This is a genomic window from Sphingomonas sp. BL-S-28 (genome assembly GCF_055521515.1).
In genome coordinates, this window is the sequence record NZ_CM145484.1 from 942,338 (window position 1) to 968,439 (window position 26,102).

Below are 26,102 nucleotides of genomic sequence, written 5' to 3' on the forward strand. Positions count from 1 at the left end.
GATCACTCCTGCGCTTCGGCAGGTGCACCCGCTTCGGCACCGCTTTGAGGCAGGGCGGCGGCGTCCTTTGCGGAGTCGTCGCCGGTCATCTCGACGATCCTCAGCCCGAAGCGGCCATTGTGCGAGACGACCTCGCCCCGCGCGATGGGCTTGCCGTTGACCAGCACGTCCAGCAGTTCGTCGGTCATGCGGTCGAGCACCACCAGGCTTTCCGGGCCCAGCGAGAGCACGTCGCGCAGCTTCATCTGGGTGCGGCCGAGTTCGACCGACAGGCGCACATCGACGTCGCGCAGGAATTCGAGGCTGCGGGGATGGATGCTCATGAAAGGTCGTTTCCTTGGCGTGGGTTGTCGTTTTCAGAATGCGTCGTTTTCAGAATGCATGGGCGATCTGCACCGCCACCCGGTCGTCCAGTTCGCCGACGGTGCCGGTGGCGATGGTCTGGCCGTCCACCTGCAACGGCACGCTGCGGGCGACGGCGACCGGCAACACGTCGCCCGGGCGCAGGTTGGACAGGCGCGACATGGCGATCGGCATGTCCACCAGCACCGCGGTCACTTCGATGGGGATCGAGGCGAAAGGCTCGCCAGTGGGGCCGGGACGCTGGCCGGGACGCTGGCCGCGAGCGCGCGCCGGTACCGGGCGCGGTGCGGCGATGGCGGCGGCCAGTGATGTGATCGGAAAGGCCAGTTGCAGCGACCAGGGTGCAAAGCCGGGATCCTCTATGTCCAGCGAGAGCGTCAGCAGTTCCTCGTTCGCCGGGAAGGGATCGAGTTGTCGCAGGCTGGTGTCGCGCCGCAGCGGCCGCACCCGCAGATCGTCATGCCCGCCGAACGCCAGCCCTAGCGCGGTGGCCAGCGCCGCCTCGATCCGTTCGAGCAGCAGCAGCGCCGATAGCGGCAGGGTTTCCGGGATCGTTTCGGGCATCTCGCCGCGTCCGCCGAAGGCCCGATCGACGATGCGCAACACCGCGCACGCCTCGAACGTCGCCAGCAGGGGCAGTCCCGCGGGGCCGAGCACCAGCAGGCTATGCGCGGCGGGGCCTTCCAGTTCGGCCTGCAGCGATCCCAAGGTGCCGTCCATCGGCATGCCCACGCGCACCAGCGGCGCTTCCCCGCCCGAAAGGTGCGCCAGCGTCGCGGAAAGCGTGCGGCTCAGCCGCTCGCCGATCAGCGAAAGCGCGGGAACCAGATCCGCAAGCTGGGGCACTTTGCCGAGCAGTTCGGCGGCATGTCTGGCTGCCCGGGATGGAGAGGAAGGTGCCATCGCCGCCCTCACTGGATGATGAAGTTGCGGAAATAGACGTTGTCGACCCCGCCGAAGCCTTCCTTCTGGATCAGCACGCGGTTGATTGAGTCAGTCATCCGCTTTTGCAGGCGCGTCTTGCCTTCCAGGGTGTAGACGTCGTTTTCCGGCGTATCGGCAAGGATCGTCAGCAGGCCGGAGCGGATCGCCAGTTCATGCTTCTTCAGCCATTGCAGTACCCGCCCGTCATACCGGGTGGAGCACGCCAGGCTGAGCTGGATCATCGAATCCGAATCCTTCAGGTTCGATGTGAAATCATCCGTGAAAGTGTAATAGGCGGTGCGGTACTGATCGCCGCCGTCGCCTTCCACTTCCCCAGCGCCGGCATCGGCTTCGCCGCCTTCCTGCTTCGGCGCATAGGGATCGGTCTCCCCCTTGCGGATCAGCTGCGGGCGGTTGTCTTCCTTTGCCGCGTCATGCTTGCCCAGCACTCCGCTGGCGACCAGCGCGAAAGCACCGCCGCCGCCGCCCAGCACCAGCATGCCCAGGCCCACGAGGATGAAGCCCAGCTTGCCCTTGGTTTTCTTCTCGCCACTGCCGTCACCGGCGCCGTCCTTGGCTCCCTTGTCGCTCACAGTCGTGTTCCCCAATGTGATGGTGGCCAGTGTGATGGTCTTGGTGGATCAGGCGTAGATGCCGCCGCGATCCGGGCGCGCGGCGCGCGAGGCGCCATCCTCGCGGGCCGTGCCGGAAGCGCTGCGCGCCGTCTCTGTTTGGGCCCCCGTTTGGGCGGAAGCCTGACGCCGCTGACCGTCCTGCCCGCCTGCCAGCATGCCGGAATGGGCAAAGGCCTGCCGCTGATCCTGTGCGGAATTGCCGCCGGTCTGCGCGGGCGTGTTGTTGCCGGGCTGCTGCCAGCCCTGCCGCCCATCTCCGCGCGCATCCCCGCGCGCATCTCCTCTGGCGGTGTCGCTTTGATCGCCGCTCATCTGGCCGGCCAGCGAGGCTGCGACGCCGGCGTGAACCGCGGTGCTGAAGGCGGGATCGGCGCTGGCCATGGTGACCGAAAGACCATTGCTATCCGGCCGGAACTGCAGCGAGACGGAGCCGAACTGGGTGTGGCTGACGGCGGTGCGGACGACTTGCGTGCCCGCCGCCTCCCGCGCTTCGGTGATCTTGCCGACCAGCGTGGCGAAGTCCTGCGGACCTTGCGCGGCGTCCTGCGGAGCTGCGCTGCCGCTGGTCGCGACCGGGGTGGCGTTGGCGGTCAGGTGCGCCACGGTAAGTGGCGGAGCGGAGGGCTGGGCAGTCTCGTTCGTTGCCACGCGGGCGAGGGCGAATGCATCGGCCTGCCGGTCGGTGGCCGCGGAAGCGCGTTCGCCGCTCAGGGCGGATTGCTCGACAAGGTTGGGCGTGGCGCGCTGCTGCTGTGCTGCCGGATCGGTGAGCATCGGTTGGAGCGCAGCGCCGGCTGCGGGGTTTGCCGTGGGCGCGGTCGTCTGCGTGGCCGTTGCGGCGGGCGCCGCGTGGCTCTGCGGTTCGGTCACGCCTTTCGGCTGGGCGCCGAGAATGGTCGCGATTGTAACGGGTGCAGGAGCAACTGCGGGGGCGGGGACGGGGGCGTCGGGGGCGATCGGAGCGGTGCCTGCCGGTGCGACTTCGATGGGGGCAAGCCGGACCTGTTCCAGCGAAGCCGTCGCGCCGACCTGAACTGGTGCGGGCGTGACGGGCGCCGCGCCGGCTTCCGCCGGGTTGGCGTTTGGCGTGGCGGCCGGGAGTTGGGCCAATGTGGCCTGTGCGGAGGCGGCATTGGCGGTGGCGGCAGGCACGGGGCTCGCAGCTGCCTGTGCCGCCGTTATCGCCACCGTGGGCGCTGTCCGCTCCGCCGTTACGGGCGGTAGCACGGCAAGAACGGCCAGCAGCGTGTCGGCGGGATCGGTTTCCGTGCCGTCCGCCCCGTCCGGGGGCGTGTCCGCTGGCGTATCGGCATCGTCGGTTTCGCCCGAGGCCGCATTGATGTCCGTGGCGAGCGTGGCGGCGGCAACGTCCGGCAGGGCTTTGCCGGGTGCCTTGCCGGGGCCGGCCATGCCGGGATCGACGACCGCGGCCGCCTTTGCGGAAGCCGGTTCGGCCGGGGCGGCCTCCGCCTTGCCCGTTCCAGCTGCCGCGTCGGTAAGAATAGCCGCAAAACCGCCATTCTTCGCGCCGCTGGATGGGGCGGTAGAGGCGGCGCTGCCGGTGGATGCCGAGGTGGACGAGGCTGCGGAGGGGATCATCATACCTGTCCCTATTCAAGACCCGTGCCAGAACCGCTGCCTGAACCGGGTTCTGTGCCGCCCGAGGGTCGCCGCGCCGAAAGTGCAGGCGTCTCGCCGGCCTTGGCGATCATCCGTTCCTGCAGGGCGGCGCGTTCCTCGATGGCGGCGCGGCGGCGTTCGGCGGCGGCAAGCTGCAATTGCTTGGCGTCGGCAATCGATTGCGCGCGCTGGGCGTCGCCCTCGGTGGTCTGACTGATCGCCTGCAAGCCGCTGACGAAGCGGCCGACCTGATAGAGCGCGGCACCATCGGCCATTTCGCGGCGGCTGGCATAGTCGGCGGCAAGCTGGCGCGTGCGTTCGGACAGCGATTTCAGCTGCGACAGCGTGCTTTCGGCCTGCGCAGCCTCCAGCGCGGCGGTCTGCTTGGCGATGGCGCGGATCTTTTCCAGTCGCCGCAGCCGGATCAGGCGCTTGCGATCGGCGTTCATGATGTCAGCCGGACAGCAACTGCGTCAGCCGCGCGGTGCTCTCGGCCAGATCCACCACTTCACCGGCCGGCTGGCTGAGGAAGGCGGACAAAGCCTGATGCATGGCGATGGCGCGGTCCAGTTGCGGGTCTGCCCCCGCGCGATAAGCGCCCATCAGCACGAGATCGCGGTTCGCCTCGTAACTGGCGGACAGCGCGCGGAACTGGCGGGCCAGTTGCTCATGCTCGGGGGGAACGATGTCGTTCATCACGCGGCTGAGCGAGGCGGCGATGTCCACCGCCGGATATTGCCCGCGCTGGGCCAGATCGCGGGAAAGCACGATATGCCCGTCCAGGATTGACCGTGCGGTGTCCACCACCGGATCGTCCTGATTGTCGCCATCGGCCAACACGGTGTAGAGCCCGGTGATCGACCCGCCGGAAGCGGCCGAATTGCCCGCCCGCTCCACCAGCTTGGTGATCGTGGCAAGGGCGGAAGGCGGATAGCCGCGCGCCGCGCCGGGCTCGCCCAGCAGCAGGCCGATCTCGCGCGCGGCGTGGGCCACGCGGGTCAGGCTGTCCATGATCAGCAGCACGCGGCGCCCCTTCGCGCGGAAATGTTCGGCCATCGACGTGGCCAGCATGGCCCCGCGCAGGCGCAGGTTCGGCGCATGGTCGGCGGGGACGGCGACCACCACGGTCTTGTCCTTCTTGGCGCCATGCATGTGCCGCTCGACGAAATCGGAGACTTCGCGCGCGCGCTCGCCGATCAGGCCGACGATGATCACATCGGCAGAGGCGCCGCGCGCGATCATGTCGATCAGCACCGATTTGCCGACGCCCGATCCCGCCATCACGCCGATGCGCTGGCCGACGCCGAAAGTGGTCAGCGCGTTCAGCGCGCGCACGCCGGTATCGAAGGGCAGACGCACCGGGCTGCGGTCCAGCGCCGAAGTGCGCACGCCGCCTGCCGGCCATTCCATGCGGCTGTGGATCGGAAAGCCGCCGTCTATGGGCAGCCCCTCACCATCGACGGCGCGGCCCAGGAACGGTTCGCCCACCGGCAGCAAGCCGGGCCGACCCTCGGCCCAGACGCGCGCGCCGGGGCGCAGCAGGATCATGTCGCCCAAGAGCATCATCATCGTGCGGCCGTTGCGAAAGCCGATCACTTCGGCGGCGAGCGCCTTCTGCGGGCCATGGGCAATGCGGCACATCGCGCCGACCGGCACCGACAGCCCGCTCACTTCCAGCAATCCGCCATCGCAGGCGGCGACCAGACCATAGCGGCGCGGGGCCAGATCCAGCGGGCCGCCGGTGGCCAGATCGTCGAGGATCGCTCCGTAGAGCTTCATCATTGCTGAAGCGCTTCGGCAATGGCGCGGCGCCAGCTTGCCGGGCCGTCCTCCACGCCGCCGTTGGCGGTTTCAATCCGCACGGTGCCTCGTTCCAGCGTGCGGTCGGGCAGGATCTTCCATTCGCTGCGCAGGCGCGGCGAGATCAGGTCGAAATCGCGGGGGTTGAGGTGGATCACCTTGTCGTCGTCGGCGCGGGCCAGCATCGATACGGCAGTCTCGATGCGTTGCGTCAGTGCCACCGGATCGATCGCACGGGGCGCGATTGCCGCCTCGCACAAGGCGGCGACGGTATCGCGCAGGCGCAGGCGCAATTCCTCTTCCAGCCGTTCGTCGATCCGCGCGAAGGAGAGGGCCAGCCGCTCGCGCGCGGCGGCATCGGCGGCGGCGCGTTCGGCGGCGGCCTCGGCAGCCTGGCGATGCCCCTCGGCAAAGCCCTGCGCATAAGCCTCGGCAATCGGATCGCGCGTTTCGGGCTCTGCGGCGGGTTCGGGGGGCGGCTGCTCTTGCGGCGGCGGTTCGGCGGGGGCTGTGGCCGTGAAGCGCAGATCCGGCTGGAACCGGGCCGGGCGTGCCAGGGTCTCGAACAGCATCGATGCGGCGCGGGTGCGTTCGCCGCGCTCCGCCTCATCCCGCTCCCACCGGCTCTGGCCGAAGTCCTTCGGGCTGAAGCGGCCTAGCGAAAAGCCCAGATCAGACATATTCGTCGTCGCCCGAACCGAAGATGATCGCGCCTTCGGCCGCCAGCTTGCGGGCGATGGTCACCACTTCCTTTTGCGCTGCCACCACGTCGGCCAGCTTGGTGCGGCCGCGTGCCTCGATCTCGTCCTTCACGCCTTCCGCCGCGCGCGAGGACATGGCGCGGAAGAACACATCGCGCTCTTCCTCGCCGATGCCCTTCAGCGCATCGATCAGGGCATCGTTGGGCACATCGCGCAGCAGCGTGCCCATGGCCTTGGGATCGAGCACGAAGAGATGTTCGAACTTGAACATCTCGTCCTCGATCTGCTTGGCCAGCGCCTTGTCGCGGCGGGTAAGATCGCCCATCACGCGCTTCTCGACGATCTTGTTCACGCCGTTGACGATGCCCGCCGCCTCTCGGATGCCGCCCACTTCGAACGGACGCTGGCCGTGGAAATCGGAAATGCGGCGGGTCAACAGGTCTTCCAGCATCTCGATCGCCTGAACCGTCACCGGGCCCAGTGTGGCGATGCGGTGGACGATTTCCGGCTGCACCGCATCGGGCAGGGAATGGAGCACGGCGGCCGCCACTTCGGGATCCAGCTGCACCAGCAGCACGGCGACGGCCTGCGGATGTTCGTCCTTCACCAGCGGGACCAGCGAATCCGCCGTCAGCCAGCGTGCCAGTTCGATGCTGGAATGGCGCGGAGCCTCGGGCCGGATGCGGCTCATCAGGTTTTCGGCCTTCACTTCGCCCACCGCGCGGGTGATCATCGTGCGCACCTGGCCGACGCGGTCGTGCGCGACGATGCCCAGCGCCTCGGTTTTCTCGACGAAGCCGGTGATCGCGCCGGCAATCAGGTCCGGCCCGATCTCGCCCAGCGCGCACATCTTTTCGCCCAGCCGCTGCAGCTCATCGGGTTCCAGCTCGGCCAGGATGCGCGAGGTCTGCTCCTCGTTCAGCAGCATCATCATGACCGCCGCGTTGTCGGCCGGATGCAGGGGGGCGTTGAGGGGGGCGGGATCCATCTCGCTCATCAGGCTGCTTTCGTTTGCTCTTCGGCGGGCTCGTTGATCATCTGGCGCAGCGCGGCGACGGCGCTTTCGGGCTTTTCGGCGACCAGCCGCTGCGCCAGGTCCACCTGCCGCGTCAGCAGGTCCGACCGGGTCACGTCGATATCCATGTCGATCGTGTTCTCGCTGGCGGCAGAGCGCGAGCCGGACGAGCCGAGCATCCGGCCGACAAGGCCGGTATGGACCTCTTCCTCGTCATCCTCCTCAGGCCCCATGATCTGCGCGACGGACTTCGCCTTGCCATGTTTGGAGCCGCGCTTGGCCGGGGGCGTGCGGTCGCCACGGATCGCCTTCACCAGCGGGCGCACGCCGATCAGCAGCACCAGCAGTACCGCCAGCAGCGCCGCACCGTTGCGCACCACCATGGCAAACCACGGCGCTTCGTAGAACGGCAGCTTGTCCGCGCCGGTCGGTTCGAAATTGCGGATCACCACTTTGACCTGATCGCCGCGCTGCGGATCGGCACCGACGGCGGCGCTGACCAGCGACTGGATATCCTGGATCTCCTGCGCCTTCGCGCCCTTCAACCCGGCATCGCTGACCGCCACGGCCACCGAAAGCCGCTTGATCCCGCCCGGCCGCGAGTTGGAGACCGAGACCTGACGGCCCAGTTCGTAGTTCTTGCTGGACGAGGATTCGCCATTGGTCGGCGGGGTGCCGCCGGGGGCGGCGGTGGGCGTGCCCTGCGGCGCACCGGGCCGGGCCTGCGTGGGGGGCGGCGGCGAGTTGGACAGCGCGCCCGGAACGCCCGCCGCCGGGCCGGCCCCGGTCGATTGCGACTGTTCCTGCGTCTCGCTGCGGACGACGCCGTCCTTGTCGTAGCTTTCGCGCGCCTGCGTCACGTCGTCCATGTCCAGTTCGACCTGGGCCTGCGTGGTGAAATTGGTTTCACCCAGCATCGGCGTCAGCAACTGGCTGACTTGTTCGCGGAGCTTCGATTCCATCCGCGATTGCAGGTCCAGCCGGTCGGTATCCGGGCCGCCCGCTTGCGAAAGCAGGCGCCCGTGCTGATCGACCACGCGCACGGCATCCGGGGAAAGCCCCGGCACCGATGCGGCGACGAGATTGACGATGGCTGAAACCTGGCTGTCCGAGAGCTGGCGGCCGGCCTTCAGCCGGACCATGATCGAGGCAGACGGCGGCACGTTGTCGCGCACGAAGACCGATTTCTCGCCCTCGGCAATGTGCACGCGCACACCGTCGACGCCGTCGATTTCGGCAATGGAGAGTTGCAGGTCATGCTCGCGCGCGGCGCGCAGGCGTTCGCCTTCCAGTGTGCGGCTGGCGCCCATCGGCAGCTTGTCCAGCATCTGGTCGCCGCTTTCGGGCGTCGCCAGCGCCCCGTCGGACGCCACCAGCATGCGGGCGCGGTAAAAGTCGCCCTCGTCCACGGTAAGCGCGCCGGAGCCGTTGTCGATATGGTAGGAGATGCCCGCCTGTTCCAGCGCGGCGGCCACGCCGGCGCGGTCGGCATCGTCAAGCTGGGCATAGAGCACCCGCTGGGGCGACGGGGCCAGTGTGTCCCACGCCAGCAGCGCGCCGCCCACCGCGGCAAGGCCGATGAACACCGGCAGGAAGCGGCGGACCGCCGGCTGCGCGGTGAACGATCCGATGCGGGTGAGCACCGGGCCGCCCTGCGGATCCGCAAACGGTGCGAAGACCGATCGCGTTGCCGGAAGCTGGCCGCTGCCGGCGCCTTCGGGCATGTCGGGGGAGATTGCGTCGGCCATGATCTATCAAAGCCCCATCCGCATGATGTCCTGATAGGCGGACAGCAGCTTGTTACGGACCTGCAGGGTGGCTTCGAAGGCAACGCCCGCCTCCTGCCGCGCCAGCATGACTTTGGCGACATCGGTCACTTCGCCCTTCTGGTAGGCGTCGGTCACGTTCTCGGCATTGGTCTGCACGGAATTGACGCTGTCCAGCGCGGTTTTCAGCGTATCGGCAAAGCCTTGCGCGGGGGGCTGGATGCCGGACGCATCGGCGGGGGCTTGTGATCCCTGCGTGGCATGGATCTGCTTCAGCAGATCGCTGCGATCGATGATCTGCTGGCGCATGGCCATGATCTGCTGGATGCCGCCGCCTCCGCCGGCCCCGCCAACGATGCCGGAAATGGCGCTCATCGGAAGGCTCCCGCGGCATGGCGGCCGATCTCGATCCCGGCCTCACGCAGCGAGGCGAGGCGGTAGCGCAAGGTGCGTTCGGAAATGCCCAGTTCGCGCGCGGCGCGCACCCGGCTGCCGCCGCAAGCCTCCAGCGTTTCGACGATGGCGCGGGCTTCGGAAATCTGGACGATGCTGGACAGGCGGCGCGGCCCATCGTGATCCTGCACATCGATTGTGCCATGCGCGGTGCCGGGCACGATCGGCGTGATCAGGCGGGCCGGGCTGTCGAACACGATGTGCTCGGGCGTGATCATCGGCTTGCCATGGGCCAGCAGCAGCGCGCGGCGCATCACGTTTTCCAGTTCGCGCACGTTGCCGGGCCAAGCGTGCAGCTTGAGCATGGCGATGGCGGAGTCCGAAAGGCAGGGCACCCGCGCCGGATCGGGCGCATGGCGCAGGGCCATGGCGAAAGCGAGCGGGGCAATGTCGTCCGGGCGTTCGCGCAGCGAATCCAGCGTCAGCGGAAAAACGTTGAGCCGGTAGTAAAGGTCGGCGCGGAACCGGCCTTCGGCCACTTCGGTGGGCAGATCGCGGTTGGCGCAGGCGATCACGCGGATGTCCACCTTGATCGGCTTGGTGGAGCCGATCGGCACCACTTCCTGCTCCTGCAGCGCGCGCAGCAGCTTGGCCTGCAAGGTCAGCGGCAGTTCGGCGATCTCGTCCAGCAGCAGGGTGCCGCCGTCGGCCGCGCGCATGAAGCCTTCGCTGGCTTGCGTCGCCCCGGTAAAGGCGCCCTTCTGGTGGCCGAACAGCAGCGCTTCCAGCATCGTTTCCGGCATCGCCGCGCAATTGACCGCCACGAACGGCCCACCCCGCCGGTCGGACCGGGCATGGATGAAGCGGCTGAGTACTTCCTTGCCGGTGCCGGTGGGGCCGTTGATAAGAACGGGGATGTCGCTGCCCGCCAGCCGCTCGGCCAGCGCGAAGACGGACAGGCTGGCCGGATCGGCGGCGATGGGGGACTCCGCGCCGGACAGCGCGGCCAGCAGCATCGCCAGCGAGCCTTCGCTTACCGGATCGGCGTATGTCACCGCCACCGATCCGTTTGCCGCGCGGGACAGCGCCGGCGCGTTTCCGCGTGCCAGATGCACTATCCGTGCACCCGTCCGCTCATCCGCGCTTTTGGCATCGCGCAGCGCGACGGTTCCCGGCTCCAGCAGCGACCCGGCGATGGCCGTCGCGCGGCGGACCAGAGGGCCGTGGCGACGTTCAAATTCGATGTCGAAAATTTCTTCGACCATGTCTCGATATACCCCGTGGAATTAATCTTCTTCCAAGGCGGGGTATGCTGGCCAAACGGCGAATCCTTCGAAAATTTAAGTCCCCGTAGCGACCCTTAGTTTTGCCCTTTCGGCCGGCCCGTTTCGGCGGCTTCCGACGCCCTTTCCGGCCCCTTCCGGCAACAATCCGGCAAGGGGGCGGCTTAATTTTGCCGGACGCTTGCCGGTCTAGCTGTCGACGGTTGGGCCGGATGCGCCGGATCCCGCCGTTCGGAACTCGGGATACCCTACGGGAGCAATTACATGTCTGTCATCAATACCAATATCAGCGCCATCCGTGCTTCGAATTCCTCGACCTCGGCCAACAAGATGCTCAGCACCGCGATGGAACGTCTTTCGACCGGCAAGCGAATCAACTCGGCCAAGGATGACGCCGCCGGTCTGGCCATCGCCACCTCCATGACCTCGCAAGTGCGTGGTATGAGCCAGGGCATCCGCAACGCCAACGACGGCATCTCGCTGGCCCAGACCGCCGAAGGCAGTCTGGACGAAGTGACCAACATGCTGCAGCGCGTTCGCGAACTGGCCGTGCAGTCGTCCTCGGGCACGTATCAGGACAGCGACCGCGATGCGATGCAGTCCGAAGTGACCGCGCTGACCAGCCAGATCAACGACGTGCTGACGCAGACCAAGTTCAACGGCAACACGCTGTTCGCAACCTCGGGCTCGGACGTCACTTTCGACATCCAGACTGGTTCGAACTCGGGCGAAAAGGTCACGCTGACCTCGGCCGTGATCGACGGCGCCAACCTGGGCACGGCGCTGGACGTTTCGACCGCCGCGCTCGCTTCGGACACGATCGACAGCGTCGACCTGGCTCTGGCGGACGTGAACTCGACCCGCGCCTCGCTGGGTGCCGGCCAGAACCGCCTCGAATCGGCGATCAACAACCTGACCAACAACGTGACGAACCTGTCGGACGCACGTTCGCGGATCGAGGATGCCGATTATTCCAGCGAAACCACGGCGATGGCCAAGGCGCAGATCCTGAGCCAGGCATCGACGGCAATGATCGCGCAGGCCAACCAGAGCCAGCAGGACGTGCTCTCGCTGCTGCGGTAACCTGACGCGCAAGCGCATCGGTTATTGGGGCTGGCTTTCGGGCCGGCCCTTCGGGCCGGCCCTTCGGGCCCGGCGGGCTTTCCCCAGCCGCCGGGCCCGTTTTTGCGTCCCCGCCACGCCGCGTCATGGTATTATCCGCCGCAAGGGGCGGTCCATGACAACAGCGACTCGGTGAGAGGGGATCCGCGATGTCAGACCCTGTAGACGAAGCGAAGCTTCATGCGTTCATCGGCAAGATGCTGGGCGATCTGGGCGGCGCGATGAGCGTGCCTACGGTGCGGGTCGGGCTGCGGCTGGGCCTGTTCACGGCGCTGGCGCAAGGCCCGGCGACGGCCGAGGAACTGGCGGCGCGCGCGGGCGGGCTCCACGCCCGTTACGTGCGCGAATGGGCGCTGGCGCAGGCGGCCAACGGCTATCTGGACTATGATGCGGCAGGCGGCACGTTCAGCCTCTCGCCCGAGCAGGCGATGGTCTTCGTGGTGCCGGACAGCCCGGTCTATCTGGCTGGCGCCTACGAACTGGTCGCCGCGATGATCGAGGCCGAGGGCCGGGTGGAGCAGTGTTTCCGCGACGGCAGCGGGGTGCGCTGGGGCGATCACGCGGGATGCCTGTTCTGCGCCACCGGCGCGTTCTTTCGCCCCGGCTATGTCAACAACATCGTCCAGAACTGGATCCCCGCGCTCGACGGGGTGGAAGCGCGGCTGCGCAAGGGCGCGAAAGTCGCCGATGTCGGTTGCGGGGTCGGCTTCTCGACGATGCTGATGGCGGAGGCTTATCCCGACAGTCTGTTCATCGGATATGATTTCCACGAACCCTCGATCGAGGAAGCCCGCCGCCACGCGGCAGCGCATGGCTTGGACGACCGCGTCCGCTTCGAAGTCTCCACCGCGAAGTCCATCGCGGAATCGGGATTCGATCTGGTGACGATGTACGATTGCCTGCACGACATGGGCGACCCGCGCGGCTGTGCGGCGCATGTGCGCGGGATGCTGGCGCCGCACGGACGCTGGATGGTGGTGGAGCCGATCGCCGGCGACGCGCCGGAGCAGAACTTCAACCCGGTGGGCCGGCTCTACTACAATGCATCGACCATGATCTGCGTGCCGACCTCGCTCGATCAGGAAGTGGGAGAGGGGCTGGGCGCACAGGCCGGCGAGACGCGCCTCTCGGCGATCATGCGTGAGGCCGGCTTCACGTATGTCCGCCGCGCGACGGAGGGGTCGTTCAACATGGTGCTGGAAGCGGCTTGAGGGTTTTTTGAGGGACAGAGCCAAGCTGCGCCGAAGCCCCACGTCCGTCATCCCCGCGAAGGCGGGGATCCCGCTTCCTTTGTGCGAGGTGGGCAGCTTGAAAAAGAGAGCGGGGCCCCCGCCTTCGCGGGGGCGACGAGACCGGGTGGGGTGCTTCAAAATCCGCCCAGGCTGAGCTTGTCGAAGACCCCGTGGCGTGGCGCTGTGGCGCACATCCTTCGACAGGCTCAGGATGAGCGGGCGGTGGGAGTAGGGGCAGGCCCGCTTTCCTTAGGGGCCTGACCCTAATTCGCGATCGTGATCGAGATCCGGCGATTGCGCGGATCATGCGGGTCTTGCGGGATCAGGAGTTCCATGTCGGCCACGCCTTCGATCCGCTTGAAGCGGTCGGCGGGAATGTCGTCTGCGATCAGTTGCTGGCGTGTTGCTTCGGCACGGCCGGCGGAAAGCGACCAGTTGTTGCCGGGCACGCCGTCGCGATAGGGAATGGCGTCGGTATGGCCCCGGATCGTCAGCGGGCCGCCTTCGGGGCCGATGGCTTCGGCAATGGCTTTCAGCAGTTCCGTCGCCTGCGGCGTCAGGATCGTGGTGCCCAGCCGGAACATGGAGAAATCGGCATCGTCCACCATGTCGATGCGAATGCCCTCGGTGGTGTCCACCATGCGGATCTGCTTGGCCAGCTTGCGCAGTTCCGCGGTCGACTGCAGCTTGCGATTGAGCGCCTCGCGCGCCAGCGAGGTGCGCTTGATCGGGGTGCCGCCCTCGCGGTTGCCGCCGGTGGCGTCGCGCGGGATGGTGATGGTCTTGGTGCCGGTGCCGCCGGCATGGGGCAGGTTGTCCTTTTCGGTCAGCGAGGATCCGCCGAGCAGCCCGTTGGCCGAACCCGCGCTGCCCTGCCGCGTCTTGACGAGGGTGGGGGAGAAATAGTCGGCAATGCCCTTGCGCTGCTTTTCGGTGGTGGCGCCCACGATCCACAGCAGCAGGAAGAAGGCCATCATGGCCGTCACGAAGTCCGCATAGGCCACTTTCCAGGCGCCGCCGTGGTGCCCGGCTTCGACCACCGTCACTTTCTTGACGATGATCGGCCGCGGCGCCTCCTTGGGTTTCTTGGTTGCCACCTCAGCGGCCCCGCATCGCGTCTAGCAGTTCGGAAAGGCCGGGGCGGAAGGCATGACCAAGGCCGGAGCGGGCCGATTCCACCACCAGCGGCTGCGGCCAGCCGTGCAAGGACGCAATGATCACCTGCTTCACGGCGTGGAAGATCTGTTCGTCCTGCTCGTTGATCTGCTTCATGCGGCCGGCCATCGGGCCGACGATGCCGTAAGCCAGCAGCACGCCCATGAAAGTGCCGACCAGCGCCGAACCGATCATGCCGCCCAAAATGGAGGGCGGTTTGTCGATCGATCCCATCGTCTTCACCACGCCCAGCACGGCGGCGACGATGCCCAGCGCCGGCAGGGCGTCCGCCAGGTTCTGGAACGCGTGCTGCGGTTCGTGCAATTCGTGGAAGTGGGTCTTCATCGAATTATCCATCACGTCTTCCACCGCGTGGACTTCCAGCGTGCCGGACGAGACGACGATCAGGGTCAGCGTATCGCAGATCAGGTGGACCAGCGCCTCATTGGCCAGCAGGCGCGGAAATTCGGCGAACAGCGCGGAGTTCTGCGGCTCGTTCACGTGGCTTTCCAGCGCCACCGGGCCTTCGGAGCGCAGGATCTTCATCAGCTTCACGGTCAGGATGATCGCGTCCACATGGTCCTGCTTGTTGTGGCGCGGGCCCTTGAAGACCTTGCCCACGCCTTTGCCCAGCGCCTTGATCTCGTGCATCGAGTTGCCGGTGACGATGGCACCCAGCGCGGCACCGCCGATGATGAGCATTTCGTGCGGAATCGCCTCCATCACCGGGCCGAGCGCGCCGCCGGTGATCGCGAATCCACCGAACACCATCACCAGCAGGATGACGACGCCGATCACTGCAAACATGGTTAACGTCCCCTGTCGTGTAAAAGCCCCGGCCCCTTCCCCTGCGCCGCTTTCCCCTGTGCGGCCGGGTGGTGCGGATCAGCCGATTGCGTTGAAGAGGCTGAGGGAGGCGAGCTTGCCGAAGGTCGATTGCGCCGCTTCCAGCACGGTCATGGTTTCCTGAAGATTGGCGATCGTGGTGGCGGGGTCGGCGCCGCCGATGTCCGCTTCCTCGGAAGAGCGCAGTTCGGAAAGGTTCGTGCGGCGGTCGTCCACCACGTCGATCCAGGCGAGCCGCGTGCCGATCACGGTCTGTCCGGTGGTGAGGGTATCCAGCCCGGCCTTGAGGTCGGTCAGCGCGGCAGCGGCAGCACCGGTCGGGTCGGTGGCGCCGCCGTTCAGCGCGTCCGCCAACCCCTTCACCACGGCCAGCAGGTCGGTCTGGGTGCCGCCGGCATTGGTGAAGCTGAGGAATTGCGGCCCGGTCATCGACCGGGTCACGCTCTGCCCGGCCCCCAGCGGCAGCGTGTCCGAACTCGTGGTGCCGACATAGACGGCGTTACCCGAAGCATCGAGCGAATAGGCATCGCCCGCGCTGGTGCCGCCGAACAGCGCATGGCCGTTGGAATCGCGTGCATTGGCCAGCGCCAGCATGTTGCTGAAGATCTGGTCCAGCTGCGTGCCGATGGAGGCGCGCTGATCGTCGGTCAGCGTCGAACTGGCGGCCTGCGTCGCCAGATCCTGCACTTGCATCAGCGCGTCCGCCATGTCCGACATCGTCGAATCCGCCAGCGAGAGATCGGCATTAGCGCGCTGGGCATTGGTCTTGTCGATGCCCGAAAGCGCCTCCTGCCGGGACAGCGAGCGCAACCGCGATGCCGCCACCGGATTGTCCGAAGACCGGTCGAACTTCAGGCCGCTGGACATCTGCGACTGGTAGTTTTCCGCCTGCGTGCGCAGGGCCTTGATGTCGCTCCGGGACCTCTCGAAGAAGGCGCTGGTGCTGGTCGAGACGATAGTCATGGGAAGGGCTCCGTTCGGACTAGCTGATCGAGAGGATGGAATCGAAGATGTCGGAAGCGACCTGCATGACCCGGCCGTTGGCCTGATAGGCCTGCTGGAACAGCGTGAGGTTCACCGCCTCCTGATCGAGATCGACGCCTGCCTGCGCTTCCAGCGCGACTTTGGCGTTGCTGGCGATCGATTCCAGCGAATCGCGCGTGACCGTGCGGCCGGCGACGGCGCTGGATATGCCGAACAGCAACGTGTCCATGTCTCCAGCCGGATCGGCGGCGTCCAGCGCGCTGCGCATCGCTTCCAGATTGGAGGCGTCGCGGCTGTTCGCGCCCGAACCGGCCGGCGCCGTGGCGATCTGGCTGCCGCTGGTGAGCGACAGCGACATGCTGGCGGCATCGGTGCCGGAGAACATCGGCTGCCCGGCATTGCCGCCCAGATCGACTCCGGCGGTCTGCACGCCATTGATCGCGGTCATGACTTCGGAAGCGATGGCATCGAGCTGCGAATGGACATTGGCGAGTTCGGACAGCGCCTGGTTCTTGCCAGCGACCGAACCCGAGGAGATCGTGGCGGCATTGCCGTCCAGCGTGAAGCTGAGCGTGCCGTCGCTTTCGGTGTTCGCGGCCAGCGTGGCGGCGGTGCCGCCGTTGACGATGTCCGGCCCGGTACTGCCGCCCAATCGCACTTCGACGGTGCCGTCGTCGGCAAAGCTGGTGGAAATGTCGACGTAGCCGCTGATCTTCTGCAGCAGCGAATCGCGTTGATCCAGCAGGCTGGACTGGTCGCTGGAAGCATCGGACGATCGGGCGAGGCGCAAGTTCACGCGGGCCAGTTCGGCGGACAGCGTGTTGACCTGATCGACCCCGTCCTGCGCCTCGAACCGCAGGCCTTGTCCGGCGGCGTCCAGGCTGGAGGCGGCGGTGTTCATCGTCTGCGCCAGCGTGCGGCCCTGTTCCAGCGCCGAGGCGCGCAGCGAGCCATCGGTGGGATCGGACAGCAATTGCTTCAGCGAGGCTTCGAAATTGACGACGGAATCGTAGACGCCGGTTTGCTCCACCGCGCTTTCGACGTTTTCCAGCCCCGTCACTTCGGCATCGGCGCGCGCCGCGTCGGCACCGGTGCGGCGCACTTCGGACTGGCGGAACATGTCCGCATTGCGCGTGATGCCGTTGATCCGCACGCCTGCAAGGTTGATGGCCGTGGGGGAGGCGCTGACCGAGTTGATCGCCAGTTCGGACAGCGAAACGCTGCGCCGCACATAGCCGTCGGACGAGGCATTGGCGATGTTCTGCGCGGTAACGTCGAGCGCGGCCTTGGCGGCGCGGGCGCCCGAGTTGGCGATCGAGATGAGGTTCGAGGCCATTTCAGGCGGCTCCCTCTGACGGTGTGGCGGTATCGGTGGCGGCGGCTGCCTCGGCAGGCAGGTAGCGCTGCATCTGCGCTTCCAGGATCGAGGCGAGGCCCAGCACGCCGCTGTCGGCGGTCACGTCGGCGAAGTGTTCGTCCTGCATCTGGCGGAAGGTATCCATCGCCTGACTGCCGAACACGTCATCTCCGCCGAAGTCCGTCTTCCGTGCGGCGGCCAGCATCTGGCGCACCAGCATCGATTCGAACTGCTTGGCGGTGGCCTTCAGCTTCTCCCGGTCGCTGGCACCGGGTTGGATGGTCAGGCCGGGAAGGCTGGTGTCTATCGTGCTCATATCACCACCATCTCCGCCTTGAGCGCGCCGGCCTGCTTCAGCGCTTCGAGGATCGCTACGAGGTCGGACGGGGTGACGCCCAGCAGGTTCAGCGCATCGACCACGCGGGCCAGCGAGGCGCCGCCCTTGAACAGCATCACCGCGCGCTTCTCTTCCTCGACCCCGAGCGTGGAGTTCTGCTCAATCGCGGTGCGGCCCTGGCTGAACGGGGCGGGCTGGACGACCGTGGGCCGTTCCTCCACCCGCACGGTCAGCTTGCCGTGGCTGATGGCCGCCGGGGCCAGACGCACGGCGGAATTGATGACCACGGTGCCGGTGCGGCTGTTCACCACCACGCGGGCGGGGGTCTCGGCCGGGTCCACCTCGATCATCTCGATCGCGGCCATCATGCTGGCGCGGGTGTCCGGCTCTGCCGGCAGGTGCAGGGCCAGGGTCACGCCGTCCTCGACCGAGGCGGTGCCCGGCAGGCGGTTGTTGATGGCATCGCGCACGCGTGCGGCGGTCAGGAAATCGGCGTCGAACAGGTTCCAGCGCAGCACGGCATTGCTGTCGAACCCGGTGGCGACGGCGCGCTCCACACTGGCGCCTTCGGCGATGCGGCCGACGGTGGGGATATTGACGGTGACGTTGGAACCGTCCCGGCCGGAAATGCCCAGACCGCCGACGGCAAGGTTGCCCTGCGCCATCGCGTAGATCTGCCCGTCCGCGCCGTAGAGCGGGGTCATGATCAGGGCCCCGCCGCGCAGCGACTTGGCCTTGCCGATGGCGGAAACGGTCACGTCGATCCGCTGGCCGGGCTTCGCGAAGGCAGGCAGTTCGGCGGTGACCATCACGGCGGAGGCATTCTTCAGGCCGGGCGAGACGCCGGGCGGCAGCGTCAGCCCCATGCGGCCGGAAACGCCCTTCATCGCCTGCGTCGTATATTCCAGATTGTCGTCCCCCGTGCCCGGCAGGCCGACGACGATGCCGTAGCCGGTCAGCTGGTTTTCGCGCACGCCCTGAAACTGGCCAAGGTCGCGCACGCGCTCGGCATGGGCACTGACGGGGGCCAGGAACACGATCAGTGCGATCAGCCCGATCAGCAGCATGCCCAGGATCACATCGAACAGCCGGCGGGAAGGGGGCGGAAAATCCTGCATCAGAATGGCGAGATCATGTTGAAGAACTGGCCCAGCCAGCCCTGGCGGCCCGAACGCATGATCGCGCCCTTGCCGGTATATTCGATCTGCGCATCGGCGACGCGGGTGGAGGCGATCTGGTTGTCCTCGTCGATATCGGCGAGGCGGACGATGCCGGAAAACCGGATCCATTCATCGCCCTGACTGACCAGCATCTTCTTCTCTCCTTTAACGAGCGCGGTGCCATTGGGGCGGACTTCCGCGATGGTGACGGACAGGGTGGAGACCAGTGAACTGGTCTGCGCCGCATTGCCCTGACCATTGAACGTCGAGTTGGAGCTGGCGTTAAGTGCATCGGCCGTCAGGAAATCCAGCGGGCCCTTGGTGGGCGGCGTGATCGAGGCGCCGCCTCCCTTCTGGCTCTTGGAGCTGACCGTCTTGGCGGCGGTGGTGCTTTCGAGCAGCAGGATCGTCACCGCATCGCCCACATGGGCGGCACGGGTGCCGCCGTGGAGCGGGGCGTAGCCGAGCGAGACGTTGAAGATGCCGCCGGTGGGCTGCGCAGCGGGTTCCTGCGCCGGGGCGGGCAGGGGCGCGGGCAGGGTTGGCTCGAATCCGGAGGGCTTGGGCGGCTTCTTCGCCAGTGCGGGGGACGTGAGCGTCAGGCACAGCGCGGCACCGGCGAGCAGGCTCAGTGGGGTGCGGACATGCTTCGACAAGCTCAGCATGAGCGGGGTGGGTGTCATGGGGCGAATGGGCGGGGTTCCTGCGGCAGACACCCCCGCTCCGCCCGTCCTGAGCTTGTCGAAGGACCCGCCGCCATACGTCCTGAGCTTGTCGAAGGACCTGTCACCACGCTGGCCCAAAGCTGAAATCATCGCGCACCCCATGGCGGTCACAACGTCTGGTTCGCGTTGCGCAGCATCTCGTCCACGGCGGAGATCATCTTGGAATTGATCTCGTAGGCGCGCTGCGTCTCGATCATGTCGACCAGTTCCTCGACCACGTTGACGTTCGAGGCTTCCAGCATGCCCTGCCGGATCTGCCCGCGCCCGTCCTGCCCGGCGATGCCCAGCTGCACCGGGCCGCTGGCGGCGGTTTCCAGCAGGAAGTTGTCCGAACCGGCCTGCAGGGCGGAAGGGTTGGTGAAGCTGGCAATGGTGATCTGGCCGAGCTGCGACGGATCCGACTGCCCGGCCAGTTGAGCCGAGACGGTGCCGTCCTGCGAGACGGTGATCGAGGTGGCGCCTTCAGGCACGGTGATCGACGGCTGGACCACATAGCCCTGCGTCGTCACCAGCTGGCCCTCCGAGGAGCGCGTGAAATTCCCGGCGCGGGTATAGGCCAGCTGGCCGCCGGGCAGGCTGATCTGGAAATAGCCGTCCCCGTCCAGCGCCAGGTCGAACGTGTTGTTGGTGGTCTGCAAGGTCCCCTGCGTATCGATGCGCGAGGTGGACTGGATCGACACACCGGTGCCGAGGTTCAGCCCGGTGGCGTAGACCGTCTCGTTGGAAGACTGCGCCCCCGCCACGCGCGCGTCCTGATAGGCGAGCGTCGCGAAATTGGCGCGATCGCGCTTGAACGAGGTGGTGGAGACGTTGGCCAGGTTGTTGGCGATCACGCGCATGCGCGTGTCCTGTGCCTCAAGACCCGTGCGAGCGACCTGTAGTGCGGAACTGGGCATTTCTTGTGTTTCCTCAGCTGTCTATGCGCATGAGCCGGACGCCGCCTTCGTCGACCTGGCGCGCGGTCTCGACCAGTTTGGTGCGCATCTCGAAAAGGCGCTGGGCCGAGATCATGTCGGTCAGTACCTCCGATGCGTTGACGTTGGACTGCTCCAGGGCCCCGGGAATCACCTGTGCATTTTCGTCCACCGGCAGGGCTCCACCCGGTTGGCCATTGGAACCGACCACGCGGAACGTGCCGGAAAGATCCTTGGCGATCTGGGTGCCGGTGGGGCTGACCAGCCGCAAGCGATCCACCCGTTGCGGCGGCTCGTCGGGCGTGGTGGGATCGGCCACCAGAATGCCGCCATCGTCGGCAATGGTGACGGTGCCGTTCGGCGGCACCGTGATCGGGCCGTTGTCGCCCAGCACGGGCAGGCCGTCTCCGTTCTGGAGCACGCCCGTCGCGGTGACGGAAAGGTCGCCGCGGCGGGTATAGACTTCCTGCCCGTCGCTCGCCTGCACCGCCAGCAGAGACTGATTCTGCAGCGCGACGTCCAGCGGATTGCCGGTACGGGCGATTTCCCCCTGCTTCATCGAGGCGCCGATGACCCCGCTGCTGGAAAGTGCGCGCACTTCCAGCTGGGGGCCTTCCAGCGTCGTCGGCGCGGCCTGCAGCACTTCCGATTTGAAGCCGGTGGTGTGCGTGTTGGCCATGTTGCTGGCGATCACCCGCTCCCGATTGAGCGAGGCGTTGAGGCCGGACACGGCAGTGTAGATCAGGCGGTCCATGGTTCAGCTACCGCTTAAGTCCGCAAGTTGATGATGGTCTGCGCAATCTGGCTGGCCGTGTCGATTGCCTTGGCATTGGCCTGGAAATCGCGCTGAGCGGTGATCAGCGAAACCAGTTCTTCGGCCAGATCGACGTTGGACCGCTCCAGCGTGCCGGAAAGCAGCTCGCCGTACTGGCTCGATCCCGGTTGGCCGTAGTTGGCTGCGCCGGAAACGCCGGTGGCCTTCCAGCTGGCATTGCCCACTTGCTTGAGCCCGTTGGGCGAGACGAAAGTGGCCAGCGCCATCACCCCCACCGTCGTATTGGTGCCGTCGGCGTAAGTCGCGATGACCTGGCCGGTGGCACTGATCGTCACACCGGCATATTCGGCGCCGGCGGCATTGGTCGCGGGGATTTGCGCGTCCTGTAATGTGGTCGAACTGATGGCGCCGCTGGCATCGACAGGGAAGACCTGAAGCCGTGCGTCCTGTTCGTTCACGATGTAGCCGCCTTGGCCGACCGAAAAAGCACCGTTGCGGGTATAGGAGGTCTGGCCGGAGGTCGGCGCGACGACGGTGAAGAAGCCCTCACCATTGATCGCGACGTCCAGCGCCGATCCGGTCTGTTCGGTGGGACCGAGCTTGAAATTCTGTTTGATCGACGAGACGCGCGCACCGATGCCGATGGTCAGCTTGGGATCCGTCAGCACCGAGGCCGAGACGATATCGGCGAACGAGGCATCGCTCTTCTTGAACCCGTTGGTTTCCGAGTTGGCGATGTTGTGGGCGATGACGTCGAGATCGGTCTGGGCGTTCTTGAGGCCCGTGATCGAAGTGTAGAAGGACGACATGGGATGCTCCTGCGGGAAAGTGGGGTCAGTTCGTGGCGGCGCCGGCGTCGGACGTGCCCGTCACGGCGCTGACCAGATCGGCGATCGAGTTCTGCGTGGCGGTCTGCGTGGACACGAGCGTATCCAGTTTGGAAGAGATCGTGCTCAGCGTGTCCGACATCGTCGTCGTCGCCGCGAGCGAGGAGAACTGCGCCATCTGGGCCAGCATCTCGGTCTGGTCCATCGGGTTGAACGGATCCTGCTGCTGCATCTGCGTGAGCATCAGTTTCAGGAAATCGCCCTGATCGAGGTCGGCGAGCGAGGTCTTCGCAGGCGTCGTGGCGGCCGAGGTGCTGCTGGTGGTGTTGACGGTGCTGACGGTCATTTCATCCTCACGGTATCGAGCATGAGCTGCTTGGCGGTCGAAAGGGCCTCGACCAGGTTCTGGTACTGCCGGGAGGCTTCGAGCATCTCGACCATCTCGGCATTCTCATCGACGGGGGCGACCCAGACGTCGCCATTGGCATCGGCCAGCGGATGGCTGGGATCGTGCTGCCGCACGGCGGCAGCCTGTTCGCGCTGCACGCCTTCGATATCGACCGAGGCTAGGCCGCTCTGGCGGTCCAGATCGGTGGCGAAGACCGGGCGGATCGGCTTGTAGGTGCCATCCTCGCTGCCGGCGACGGAACCGGCGTTGGCCAGGTTCGATGCCGCCGCGTTCATCCGCACCAGCTGCGCGGACATGGCCCGCTGGGCGAGGGAGAACATCGTCATCGGCTGCCCGTTGTTCGTGGTGCTGCCGGCCATCGTCATTCGCCCTTCAGCGCGCGCGTGACGGAGTTGACCCGGGCGCTGATGAACTGGAGCGTGGCCGAATAGCCCACCGCATTTTCGGAAAAGGCGACCTGCTCGTTCTGCATCTCCACCGTGTTGCCATCGAGAGAGGGCATGACGGGGACGCGGTACTGGGTCGCATCGTCGGCGGCGGTATCGACATTGCCGCCGCGCTCCGCGGATTTGAGCGCGGCGGTGAAATCGATGTCCTTCGCCTTGTATCCGGGCGTGGCGGCATTGGCGATGTTCGAGGCGATCAGGCCCATCCGCCGCGAGCGAAGCTCCAGCGCCTCGGCATGAATCCCGAACAGGTCCTGCGACATTTCTTGTGGCTCCGATTGAAAGGGGCGTCGTTCCCGGATCGGTAGCAAGGGGTGTGCCAGTTGCCGTTTGGCGGGAATGCGGCGGGTGGCGGGGCGCCGGGGCATGGGGCAGGCGGCAATCGCTTGCCGGAAAGCGGCAAATCGCGGCCTCCGGCTGAAAGCCTGCGAAAAGCGCCGTTCTTGTCCGCAAAAGGAGAAGGACCGCGTGATCGATCCGCGAACCCTGTTGGACGGCACCAGTGCCGTCATTGTCGTCGGCGGCACCGTGCTGGGGACGGTGCTGCGCTGTGGGCTGGCCGATACCCGGCTGGCCGGCGCCGCGCTGCGCGAACTGGCGCGGCCCCGTTTCCGCGCGGCCCGCGCGAAGACTGCGCTGGCCGTGCACATCCAGGAAATGCAGCGCGACGGGGTGATCCGCGCGCAGCCGTTCCGTTCGGGCGATCCCGAATTCGACGAGGCGACCAGCCTGTTCATCGCCAGCCGATCGCTGGACGCGCTGAACATCGCCCATGCCGCGCACAAGCAGCGACGTGGCGATCTGACCGGGCGCGCGGTGCGCACGCTGCATCAGGCGGCGGACCTGTCGCCGGTGTTCGGCCTGGCCGGCACGCTGATCTCGCTGGCGCAGATGCCGGGCGGGGACGCGGCGATGGACGATTTCACCCGCGTGATCTCGCTGGCGGTGCTGACCACGCTTTACGGGTTGCTGCTGGGCAATTTGGTCTTCGCCCCGCTCGCCCGCATGGTCGCGCGGCGGGCGAGCGAGGAGGAGGGGGAGCGGGAGAAAGTGCTCGACTGGCTGAAGGGGCAGGTGGTCGATGCCCTGCCGTCCGAACTGAAGCCGCGCCGCATGGCTATCCCGCGCGAAGACGAGCACGCGGTGCCCGAGAACCCCGAACCCACCCGAACCGATCCGGCCGATGCGGTCCTTGATGAAAGCGAGGACTGGGGCCGGGGAGGCAATTGGTGAGCGCGCGCACGGCCGTCAGCTGGCAGACCTCGCTCGCGGACCTGTCGCTGATCCTGTTCATGATCACTGCCGCCGCCGTGACGCATCGACCGCCGCCCAAGCGCCAGGCTGACAAGTCGGTGGCCGCCCACTCGCCTGCTGCTCAACCGCCTGCAGGCCCATCGGACCGGGGGCAGGCGCTGGCCGTCTACATCGCCGCGCCCGGGGCGCCGCCGCTGGCGCGCTGGCTCAGCCAGCAGCCGCGCGATCCCCGCCAGCAACTGACCATTACCGTCGCCTATGCTCCCGGCATGGAAGCGCGCGCGCTGGAGACGGCAGCGGGATTGCTGCGGGAGGCGCAGGCCGGGGCATCCGATTTCGGCGGAGCACGGATCGTCGTCGAACCCGGCGCCGGGCCGCCGCGTGCGGAACTGGCGTTCGATGCGCCTTCCATGCCGCTCCTGCTGCCGCCCGCTCCGGCTGCGGTGGAGGGCGTGGCACGAAGCTTGCGTCCGTCCGGGCAAGCTTCAACCCATGGACCCGTGCTGCAATGATCCCTGCCCTGCTTATCCTCAGCGCCTCCGCCTCCAGCCCTTTCGCCGATCTCGACGCGATCGACCGGCAAGTTGCCGCCTTCACCGGTGCGCCCGTGGGCGAGATCGGCGGGGCCTTGACCCCGGTCGACCGCAGGCTGCGATTGTCCCCATGCCGCAGCGGACTGGCGCTTTCCTGGCGCGGGAACGGGCAGGACAGCGTGGTCGTCCAATGCGGCGATCCCGGCGGGTGGCGGCTGTTCGTGCCGGTGCGCCGTCCGGCCACCGTGGCTCAGGCACCGGCAGAGCAGGTGGTAAAGCGCGGCGATGCGGTGGCCATCTCGGTCGCCGGGGACGGTTTCACGGTGACGCAACCCGGCATGGCGCTGGAAGGCGGGGTAGAGGGGGACTGGATTCGTGTGCGGCCGCTCTCCGGCGCGGGCACCGCCAACCGCACGCAGGAACTGCGCGCGCAGATCGTCAGCCCCGGCACGGTGTCCGTTCCGCTGCCTTAACCGTTCTTTGCCGCTGATTTTGCGGAAATCCTTAGGCGATCCGGCGGAATCCCGAACAGAATTGCGCGGCGATCCTTAAACCTTTCCGCGCCGCACCGTTCTGAAGGGCAAGAGTTAGGCCCGATGGCCGGAATTTAAGGAAGGAGCGGCGTGATGCCACCTATCGAAGTGGGAGCGACTAGCGCGGTCAGTGCACGGCTTGCCCGCACGGCAGGCGGTGAAACCCTGTCCGGCGCCAATGGCGTTACCGTCAGCGCGGAATCGAGCGAGGCGCGGTCCACCGCCGCCACCGCCAGCACGGCCGTGGAAGCATCCTCGGCGCTCGATCCGGGCCAGATCCCGGTCGACAGCGACCGCGTGGCGCTGATCCGCAAGGCGGTGGAGAACGGCACCTATCCCGTGATCCCGACCCAGATCGCCGATGCCATCATCGCAGCGGGAATGCTGCTGAGGAGCCCCGAGGCATGACGCAATCGAACGCCGCGAACGGGGAGGAAAGCCTGCGCGAGGTCCTGCGGCAAATGCTTGCCGTTCTGGAAGGAGAGCGGCAGGCGCTTGCCGGTCTGGATCTCGACGCGATCGTCGGCGCCACGCAGGCGAAGGATCGCCTTTGCGGCGCGCTGGAAGACGCGACGATCGATGATCTGGACGAGGAATGCCGCGGCATGGTCGAAACGGCCAAGCGGTTGAACGAGGTAAACCGTCAGGTTCGCAATATCATCGCGGCCAATGTGGCCAAGCGGCTGGACGTGCTGACCGGCAGTTCGCGCCTTTATCGCGCCGGTGCGAACTACGCCCTCGCGGCTGGACGGCGGTAGGGAAAAGCGGCGAGCCGAGGATTTTCCTGCCCGGCCTCAAATTCCCGCTTACCGCCGGAAACCAGCACCTTCTTCGTCATTGCGAGCGCAGCGAAGCAATCCAGGGCCGCGCAAACCGCCCGGGATTGCTTCGCTGCGCTCGCAATGACGAGTTGAGTTGAGCGGCTGCGTGAGAAGCAGCCGCCCCGATCTCCACCGCAGCTTCTGGCACGGCTCTTGCTGAAGATTTCCCGAT

31 protein-coding genes are annotated in these 26,102 nt (G+C 67.0%); 7 read left to right on the forward strand and 24 right to left on the reverse strand.

Going from position 1 to position 26,102, the window contains the following annotated elements:
• Positions 1-2: 2 nt before the first annotated feature.
• Genes fliN through ACZ1JC_RS13195 form a run of 11 tightly spaced genes read right to left on the reverse strand, consistent with a single transcriptional unit; the run spans position 3 to position 10,482 of the window.
• Positions 3-323 carry a flagellar motor switch protein FliN gene (gene fliN / locus ACZ1JC_RS13145; RefSeq protein ID WP_465136435.1) on the reverse strand — a complete coding sequence of 107 codons (321 nt, stop codon included), beginning with the start codon at positions 321-323 and terminating at the stop codon, positions 3-5.
• Between the two features lie 49 nt (positions 324-372).
• Positions 373-1,266, reverse strand: coding sequence for a FliM/FliN family flagellar motor switch protein (locus tag ACZ1JC_RS13150; protein WP_465136434.1), 894 nt, complete (start codon positions 1,264-1,266; stop codon positions 373-375).
• Positions 1,267-1,274: 8 nt separating this feature from the next.
• A complete protein-coding gene (locus ACZ1JC_RS13155; RefSeq protein WP_465136433.1) occupies positions 1,275-1,880 on the reverse strand; it encodes a flagellar basal body-associated FliL family protein in 606 nt (201 codons plus the stop codon).
• A 48-nt stretch (positions 1,881-1,928) separates the two neighbouring features.
• The gene (locus tag ACZ1JC_RS13160) at positions 1,929-3,524 is read right to left on the reverse strand and encodes a hypothetical protein (protein WP_465136432.1); all 1,596 of its coding nucleotides are present in this window, start codon (positions 3,522-3,524) and stop codon (positions 1,929-1,931) included.
• An 8-nt stretch (positions 3,525-3,532) separates the two neighbouring features.
• A complete protein-coding gene (locus ACZ1JC_RS13165) occupies positions 3,533-3,991 on the reverse strand; it encodes a hypothetical protein (protein WP_465136431.1) in 459 nt (152 codons plus the stop codon).
• Positions 3,992-3,995: 4 nt separating this feature from the next.
• Positions 3,996-5,324: a FliI/YscN family ATPase gene (locus ACZ1JC_RS13170; RefSeq protein ID WP_465136430.1), complete on the reverse strand. Its 1,329-nt coding sequence runs from the start codon at positions 5,322-5,324 to the stop codon at positions 3,996-3,998.
• Positions 5,321-6,022 carry a FliH/SctL family protein gene (locus tag ACZ1JC_RS13175; protein WP_465136429.1) on the reverse strand — a complete coding sequence of 234 codons (702 nt, stop codon included), beginning with the start codon at positions 6,020-6,022 and terminating at the stop codon, positions 5,321-5,323. Before ACZ1JC_RS13175 ends, ACZ1JC_RS13170 begins: the two co-directional genes overlap by 4 nt.
• Entirely contained in the window at positions 6,015-7,040 is a 1,026-nt protein-coding gene (fliG, locus tag ACZ1JC_RS13180) for a flagellar motor switch protein FliG (protein ID WP_465136428.1), read from the reverse strand. The genes ACZ1JC_RS13175 and fliG overlap by 8 nt, the downstream gene beginning before the upstream one ends.
• Positions 7,040-8,806 carry a flagellar basal-body MS-ring/collar protein FliF gene (fliF, locus tag ACZ1JC_RS13185; protein ID WP_465136427.1) on the reverse strand — a complete coding sequence of 589 codons (1,767 nt, stop codon included), beginning with the start codon at positions 8,804-8,806 and terminating at the stop codon, positions 7,040-7,042. The genes fliG and fliF overlap by 1 nt, the downstream gene beginning before the upstream one ends.
• Before the next feature lie 6 nt (positions 8,807-8,812).
• Positions 8,813-9,199 carry a flagellar hook-basal body complex protein FliE gene (fliE, locus tag ACZ1JC_RS13190; RefSeq protein ID WP_465136426.1) on the reverse strand — a complete coding sequence of 129 codons (387 nt, stop codon included), beginning with the start codon at positions 9,197-9,199 and terminating at the stop codon, positions 8,813-8,815.
• A complete protein-coding gene (locus tag ACZ1JC_RS13195; RefSeq protein WP_465136425.1) occupies positions 9,196-10,482 on the reverse strand; it encodes a sigma-54 interaction domain-containing protein in 1,287 nt (428 codons plus the stop codon). The genes fliE and ACZ1JC_RS13195 overlap by 4 nt, the downstream gene beginning before the upstream one ends.
• 282 nt (positions 10,483-10,764) lie before the next feature.
• Here ACZ1JC_RS13195 and ACZ1JC_RS13200 point away from each other — a divergent pair, with 282 nt between their 5' ends.
• Together ACZ1JC_RS13200 and ACZ1JC_RS13205 are read left to right on the forward strand one after the other, a co-directional pair.
• Positions 10,765-11,583: a flagellin N-terminal helical domain-containing protein gene (locus ACZ1JC_RS13200; protein WP_465136424.1), complete on the forward strand. Its 819-nt coding sequence runs from the start codon at positions 10,765-10,767 to the stop codon at positions 11,581-11,583.
• 188 nt (positions 11,584-11,771) lie between these two features.
• A complete protein-coding gene (locus ACZ1JC_RS13205; RefSeq protein WP_465136423.1) occupies positions 11,772-12,833 on the forward strand; it encodes a class I SAM-dependent methyltransferase in 1,062 nt (353 codons plus the stop codon).
• Positions 12,834-13,117: 284 nt separating this feature from the next.
• On the opposite strand, the gene ACZ1JC_RS13210 is transcribed toward ACZ1JC_RS13205, so the two are convergent.
• The 13 genes from ACZ1JC_RS13210 to flgB all read right to left on the reverse strand — a co-directional run bounded on the left by ACZ1JC_RS13210 (position 13,118) and on the right by flgB (position 23,052).
• Positions 13,118-13,951: a flagellar motor protein MotB gene (locus tag ACZ1JC_RS13210; protein WP_465136422.1), complete on the reverse strand. Its 834-nt coding sequence runs from the start codon at positions 13,949-13,951 to the stop codon at positions 13,118-13,120.
• Position 13,952: 1 nt separating this feature from the next.
• Positions 13,953-14,816, reverse strand: a complete 864-nt coding sequence (gene motA, locus ACZ1JC_RS13215) for a flagellar motor stator protein MotA (protein ID WP_465136421.1) — start codon at positions 14,814-14,816, stop codon at positions 13,953-13,955.
• 78 nt (positions 14,817-14,894) lie between these two features.
• On the reverse strand, positions 14,895-15,818 hold the full coding sequence (locus ACZ1JC_RS13220) for a flagellin N-terminal helical domain-containing protein (protein WP_465136420.1): 924 nt from the start codon (positions 15,816-15,818) through the stop codon (positions 14,895-14,897).
• 19 nt (positions 15,819-15,837) lie between these two features.
• Entirely contained in the window at positions 15,838-17,175 is a 1,338-nt protein-coding gene (flgK, locus tag ACZ1JC_RS13225) for a flagellar hook-associated protein FlgK (RefSeq protein WP_465136419.1), read from the reverse strand.
• A 1-nt stretch (position 17,176) separates the two neighbouring features.
• Positions 17,177-17,512, reverse strand: a complete 336-nt coding sequence (locus ACZ1JC_RS13230; RefSeq protein WP_465136418.1) for a rod-binding protein — start codon at positions 17,510-17,512, stop codon at positions 17,177-17,179.
• Complete coding sequence (locus ACZ1JC_RS13235) at positions 17,509-18,600, reverse strand: flagellar basal body P-ring protein FlgI (protein ID WP_465138607.1); 1,092 nt, start codon at positions 18,598-18,600, stop codon at positions 17,509-17,511. Before ACZ1JC_RS13235 ends, ACZ1JC_RS13230 begins: the two co-directional genes overlap by 4 nt.
• A gap of 50 nt (positions 18,601-18,650) precedes the next feature.
• Positions 18,651-19,508, reverse strand: a complete 858-nt coding sequence (locus ACZ1JC_RS13240; protein ID WP_465136417.1) for a flagellar basal body L-ring protein FlgH — start codon at positions 19,506-19,508, stop codon at positions 18,651-18,653.
• Between the two features lie 17 nt (positions 19,509-19,525).
• A complete protein-coding gene (gene flgG / locus ACZ1JC_RS13245) occupies positions 19,526-20,314 on the reverse strand; it encodes a flagellar basal-body rod protein FlgG (protein ID WP_465136416.1) in 789 nt (262 codons plus the stop codon).
• Between the two features lie 13 nt (positions 20,315-20,327).
• Complete coding sequence (locus ACZ1JC_RS13250; protein ID WP_465136415.1) at positions 20,328-21,086, reverse strand: flagellar basal body rod protein FlgF; 759 nt, start codon at positions 21,084-21,086, stop codon at positions 20,328-20,330.
• Positions 21,087-21,100: 14 nt separating this feature from the next.
• Positions 21,101-21,916 (reverse strand): flagellar hook-basal body complex protein, encoded by an 816-nt coding sequence (locus ACZ1JC_RS13255; protein WP_465136414.1) that lies wholly within the window; start codon positions 21,914-21,916, stop codon positions 21,101-21,103.
• Positions 21,917-21,941: 25 nt separating this feature from the next.
• Complete coding sequence (locus ACZ1JC_RS13260; RefSeq protein WP_465136413.1) at positions 21,942-22,280, reverse strand: flagellar hook assembly protein FlgD; 339 nt, start codon at positions 22,278-22,280, stop codon at positions 21,942-21,944.
• Positions 22,277-22,702: a flagellar basal body rod protein FlgC gene (flgC, locus tag ACZ1JC_RS13265; RefSeq protein ID WP_465136412.1), complete on the reverse strand. Its 426-nt coding sequence runs from the start codon at positions 22,700-22,702 to the stop codon at positions 22,277-22,279. Before flgC ends, ACZ1JC_RS13260 begins: the two co-directional genes overlap by 4 nt.
• Positions 22,703-22,704: 2 nt before the next feature.
• On the reverse strand, positions 22,705-23,052 hold the full coding sequence (gene flgB / locus ACZ1JC_RS13270; RefSeq protein ID WP_465136411.1) for a flagellar basal body rod protein FlgB: 348 nt from the start codon (positions 23,050-23,052) through the stop codon (positions 22,705-22,707).
• A gap of 205 nt (positions 23,053-23,257) precedes the next feature.
• On the opposite strand from flgB, the gene ACZ1JC_RS13275 reads away from it, so the two are divergent.
• From ACZ1JC_RS13275 to ACZ1JC_RS13295, 5 genes are all read left to right on the forward strand, one after another.
• Positions 23,258-24,022, forward strand: coding sequence for a MotA/TolQ/ExbB proton channel family protein (locus ACZ1JC_RS13275; RefSeq protein WP_465136410.1), 765 nt, complete (start codon positions 23,258-23,260; stop codon positions 24,020-24,022).
• A complete protein-coding gene (locus ACZ1JC_RS13280; RefSeq protein ID WP_465136409.1) occupies positions 24,019-24,555 on the forward strand; it encodes a hypothetical protein in 537 nt (178 codons plus the stop codon). Before ACZ1JC_RS13275 ends, ACZ1JC_RS13280 begins: the two co-directional genes overlap by 4 nt.
• Positions 24,552-25,049 carry a flagella basal body P-ring formation protein FlgA gene (locus ACZ1JC_RS13285; protein WP_465136408.1) on the forward strand — a complete coding sequence of 166 codons (498 nt, stop codon included), beginning with the start codon at positions 24,552-24,554 and terminating at the stop codon, positions 25,047-25,049. Before ACZ1JC_RS13280 ends, ACZ1JC_RS13285 begins: the two co-directional genes overlap by 4 nt.
• A 153-nt stretch (positions 25,050-25,202) precedes the next feature.
• Positions 25,203-25,517, forward strand: coding sequence for a flagellar biosynthesis anti-sigma factor FlgM (locus ACZ1JC_RS13290; RefSeq protein ID WP_465136407.1), 315 nt, complete (start codon positions 25,203-25,205; stop codon positions 25,515-25,517).
• Positions 25,514-25,867, forward strand: a complete 354-nt coding sequence (locus ACZ1JC_RS13295; protein WP_465136406.1) for a flagellar protein FlgN — start codon at positions 25,514-25,516, stop codon at positions 25,865-25,867. The genes ACZ1JC_RS13290 and ACZ1JC_RS13295 overlap by 4 nt, the downstream gene beginning before the upstream one ends.
• The last annotated feature ends 235 nt before the right edge of the window (positions 25,868-26,102 follow it).

Coding starts and splice junctions, on each gene's coding strand:
- flgK (WP_465136419.1), bottom strand. CDS start 17,175: ATGGCCTCGAACCTCATCTCGATCGCCAACTCGGGCGCCCGCGCCGCC.
- fliF (WP_465136427.1), bottom strand. CDS start 8,806: ATGGCCGACGCAATCTCCCCCGACATGCCCGAAGGCGCCGGCAGCGGC.
- ACZ1JC_RS13255 (WP_465136414.1), bottom strand. CDS start 21,916: ATGTCGTCCTTCTACACTTCGATCACGGGCCTCAAGAACGCCCAGACC.
- ACZ1JC_RS13200 (WP_465136424.1), top strand. CDS start 10,765: ATGTCTGTCATCAATACCAATATCAGCGCCATCCGTGCTTCGAATTCC.
- ACZ1JC_RS13195 (WP_465136425.1), bottom strand. CDS start 10,482: ATGGTCGAAGAAATTTTCGACATCGAATTTGAACGTCGCCACGGCCCT.
- ACZ1JC_RS13170 (WP_465136430.1), bottom strand. CDS start 5,324: ATGATGAAGCTCTACGGAGCGATCCTCGACGATCTGGCCACCGGCGGC.
- ACZ1JC_RS13290 (WP_465136407.1), top strand. CDS start 25,203: ATGCCACCTATCGAAGTGGGAGCGACTAGCGCGGTCAGTGCACGGCTT.
- motA (WP_465136421.1), bottom strand. CDS start 14,816: ATGTTTGCAGTGATCGGCGTCGTCATCCTGCTGGTGATGGTGTTCGGT.
- flgB (WP_465136411.1), bottom strand. CDS start 23,052: ATGTCGCAGGACCTGTTCGGGATTCATGCCGAGGCGCTGGAGCTTCGC.
- ACZ1JC_RS13230 (WP_465136418.1), bottom strand. CDS start 17,512: ATGAGCACGATAGACACCAGCCTTCCCGGCCTGACCATCCAACCCGGT.
- ACZ1JC_RS13235 (WP_465138607.1), bottom strand. CDS start 18,600: ATGCTGCTGATCGGGCTGATCGCACTGATCGTGTTCCTGGCCCCCGTC.
- ACZ1JC_RS13165 (WP_465136431.1), bottom strand. CDS start 3,991: ATGAACGCCGATCGCAAGCGCCTGATCCGGCTGCGGCGACTGGAAAAG.
- fliE (WP_465136426.1), bottom strand. CDS start 9,199: ATGAGCGCCATTTCCGGCATCGTTGGCGGGGCCGGCGGAGGCGGCGGC.
- flgG (WP_465136416.1), bottom strand. CDS start 20,314: ATGCCCAGTTCCGCACTACAGGTCGCTCGCACGGGTCTTGAGGCACAG.
- fliG (WP_465136428.1), bottom strand. CDS start 7,040: ATGAGCGAGATGGATCCCGCCCCCCTCAACGCCCCCCTGCATCCGGCC.
- ACZ1JC_RS13175 (WP_465136429.1), bottom strand. CDS start 6,022: ATGTCTGATCTGGGCTTTTCGCTAGGCCGCTTCAGCCCGAAGGACTTC.
- ACZ1JC_RS13220 (WP_465136420.1), bottom strand. CDS start 15,818: ATGACTATCGTCTCGACCAGCACCAGCGCCTTCTTCGAGAGGTCCCGG.
- ACZ1JC_RS13160 (WP_465136432.1), bottom strand. CDS start 3,524: ATGATGATCCCCTCCGCAGCCTCGTCCACCTCGGCATCCACCGGCAGC.
- ACZ1JC_RS13260 (WP_465136413.1), bottom strand. CDS start 22,280: ATGACCGTCAGCACCGTCAACACCACCAGCAGCACCTCGGCCGCCACG.
- ACZ1JC_RS13250 (WP_465136415.1), bottom strand. CDS start 21,086: ATGGACCGCCTGATCTACACTGCCGTGTCCGGCCTCAACGCCTCGCTC.
- flgC (WP_465136412.1), bottom strand. CDS start 22,702: ATGGCCGGCAGCACCACGAACAACGGGCAGCCGATGACGATGTTCTCC.
- fliN (WP_465136435.1), bottom strand. CDS start 323: ATGAGCATCCATCCCCGCAGCCTCGAATTCCTGCGCGACGTCGATGTG.
- ACZ1JC_RS13240 (WP_465136417.1), bottom strand. CDS start 19,508: ATGATTTCAGCTTTGGGCCAGCGTGGTGACAGGTCCTTCGACAAGCTC.
- ACZ1JC_RS13285 (WP_465136408.1), top strand. CDS start 24,552: ATGATCCCTGCCCTGCTTATCCTCAGCGCCTCCGCCTCCAGCCCTTTC.
- ACZ1JC_RS13150 (WP_465136434.1), bottom strand. CDS start 1,266: ATGGCACCTTCCTCTCCATCCCGGGCAGCCAGACATGCCGCCGAACTG.
- ACZ1JC_RS13295 (WP_465136406.1), top strand. CDS start 25,514: ATGACGCAATCGAACGCCGCGAACGGGGAGGAAAGCCTGCGCGAGGTC.
- ACZ1JC_RS13205 (WP_465136423.1), top strand. CDS start 11,772: ATGTCAGACCCTGTAGACGAAGCGAAGCTTCATGCGTTCATCGGCAAG.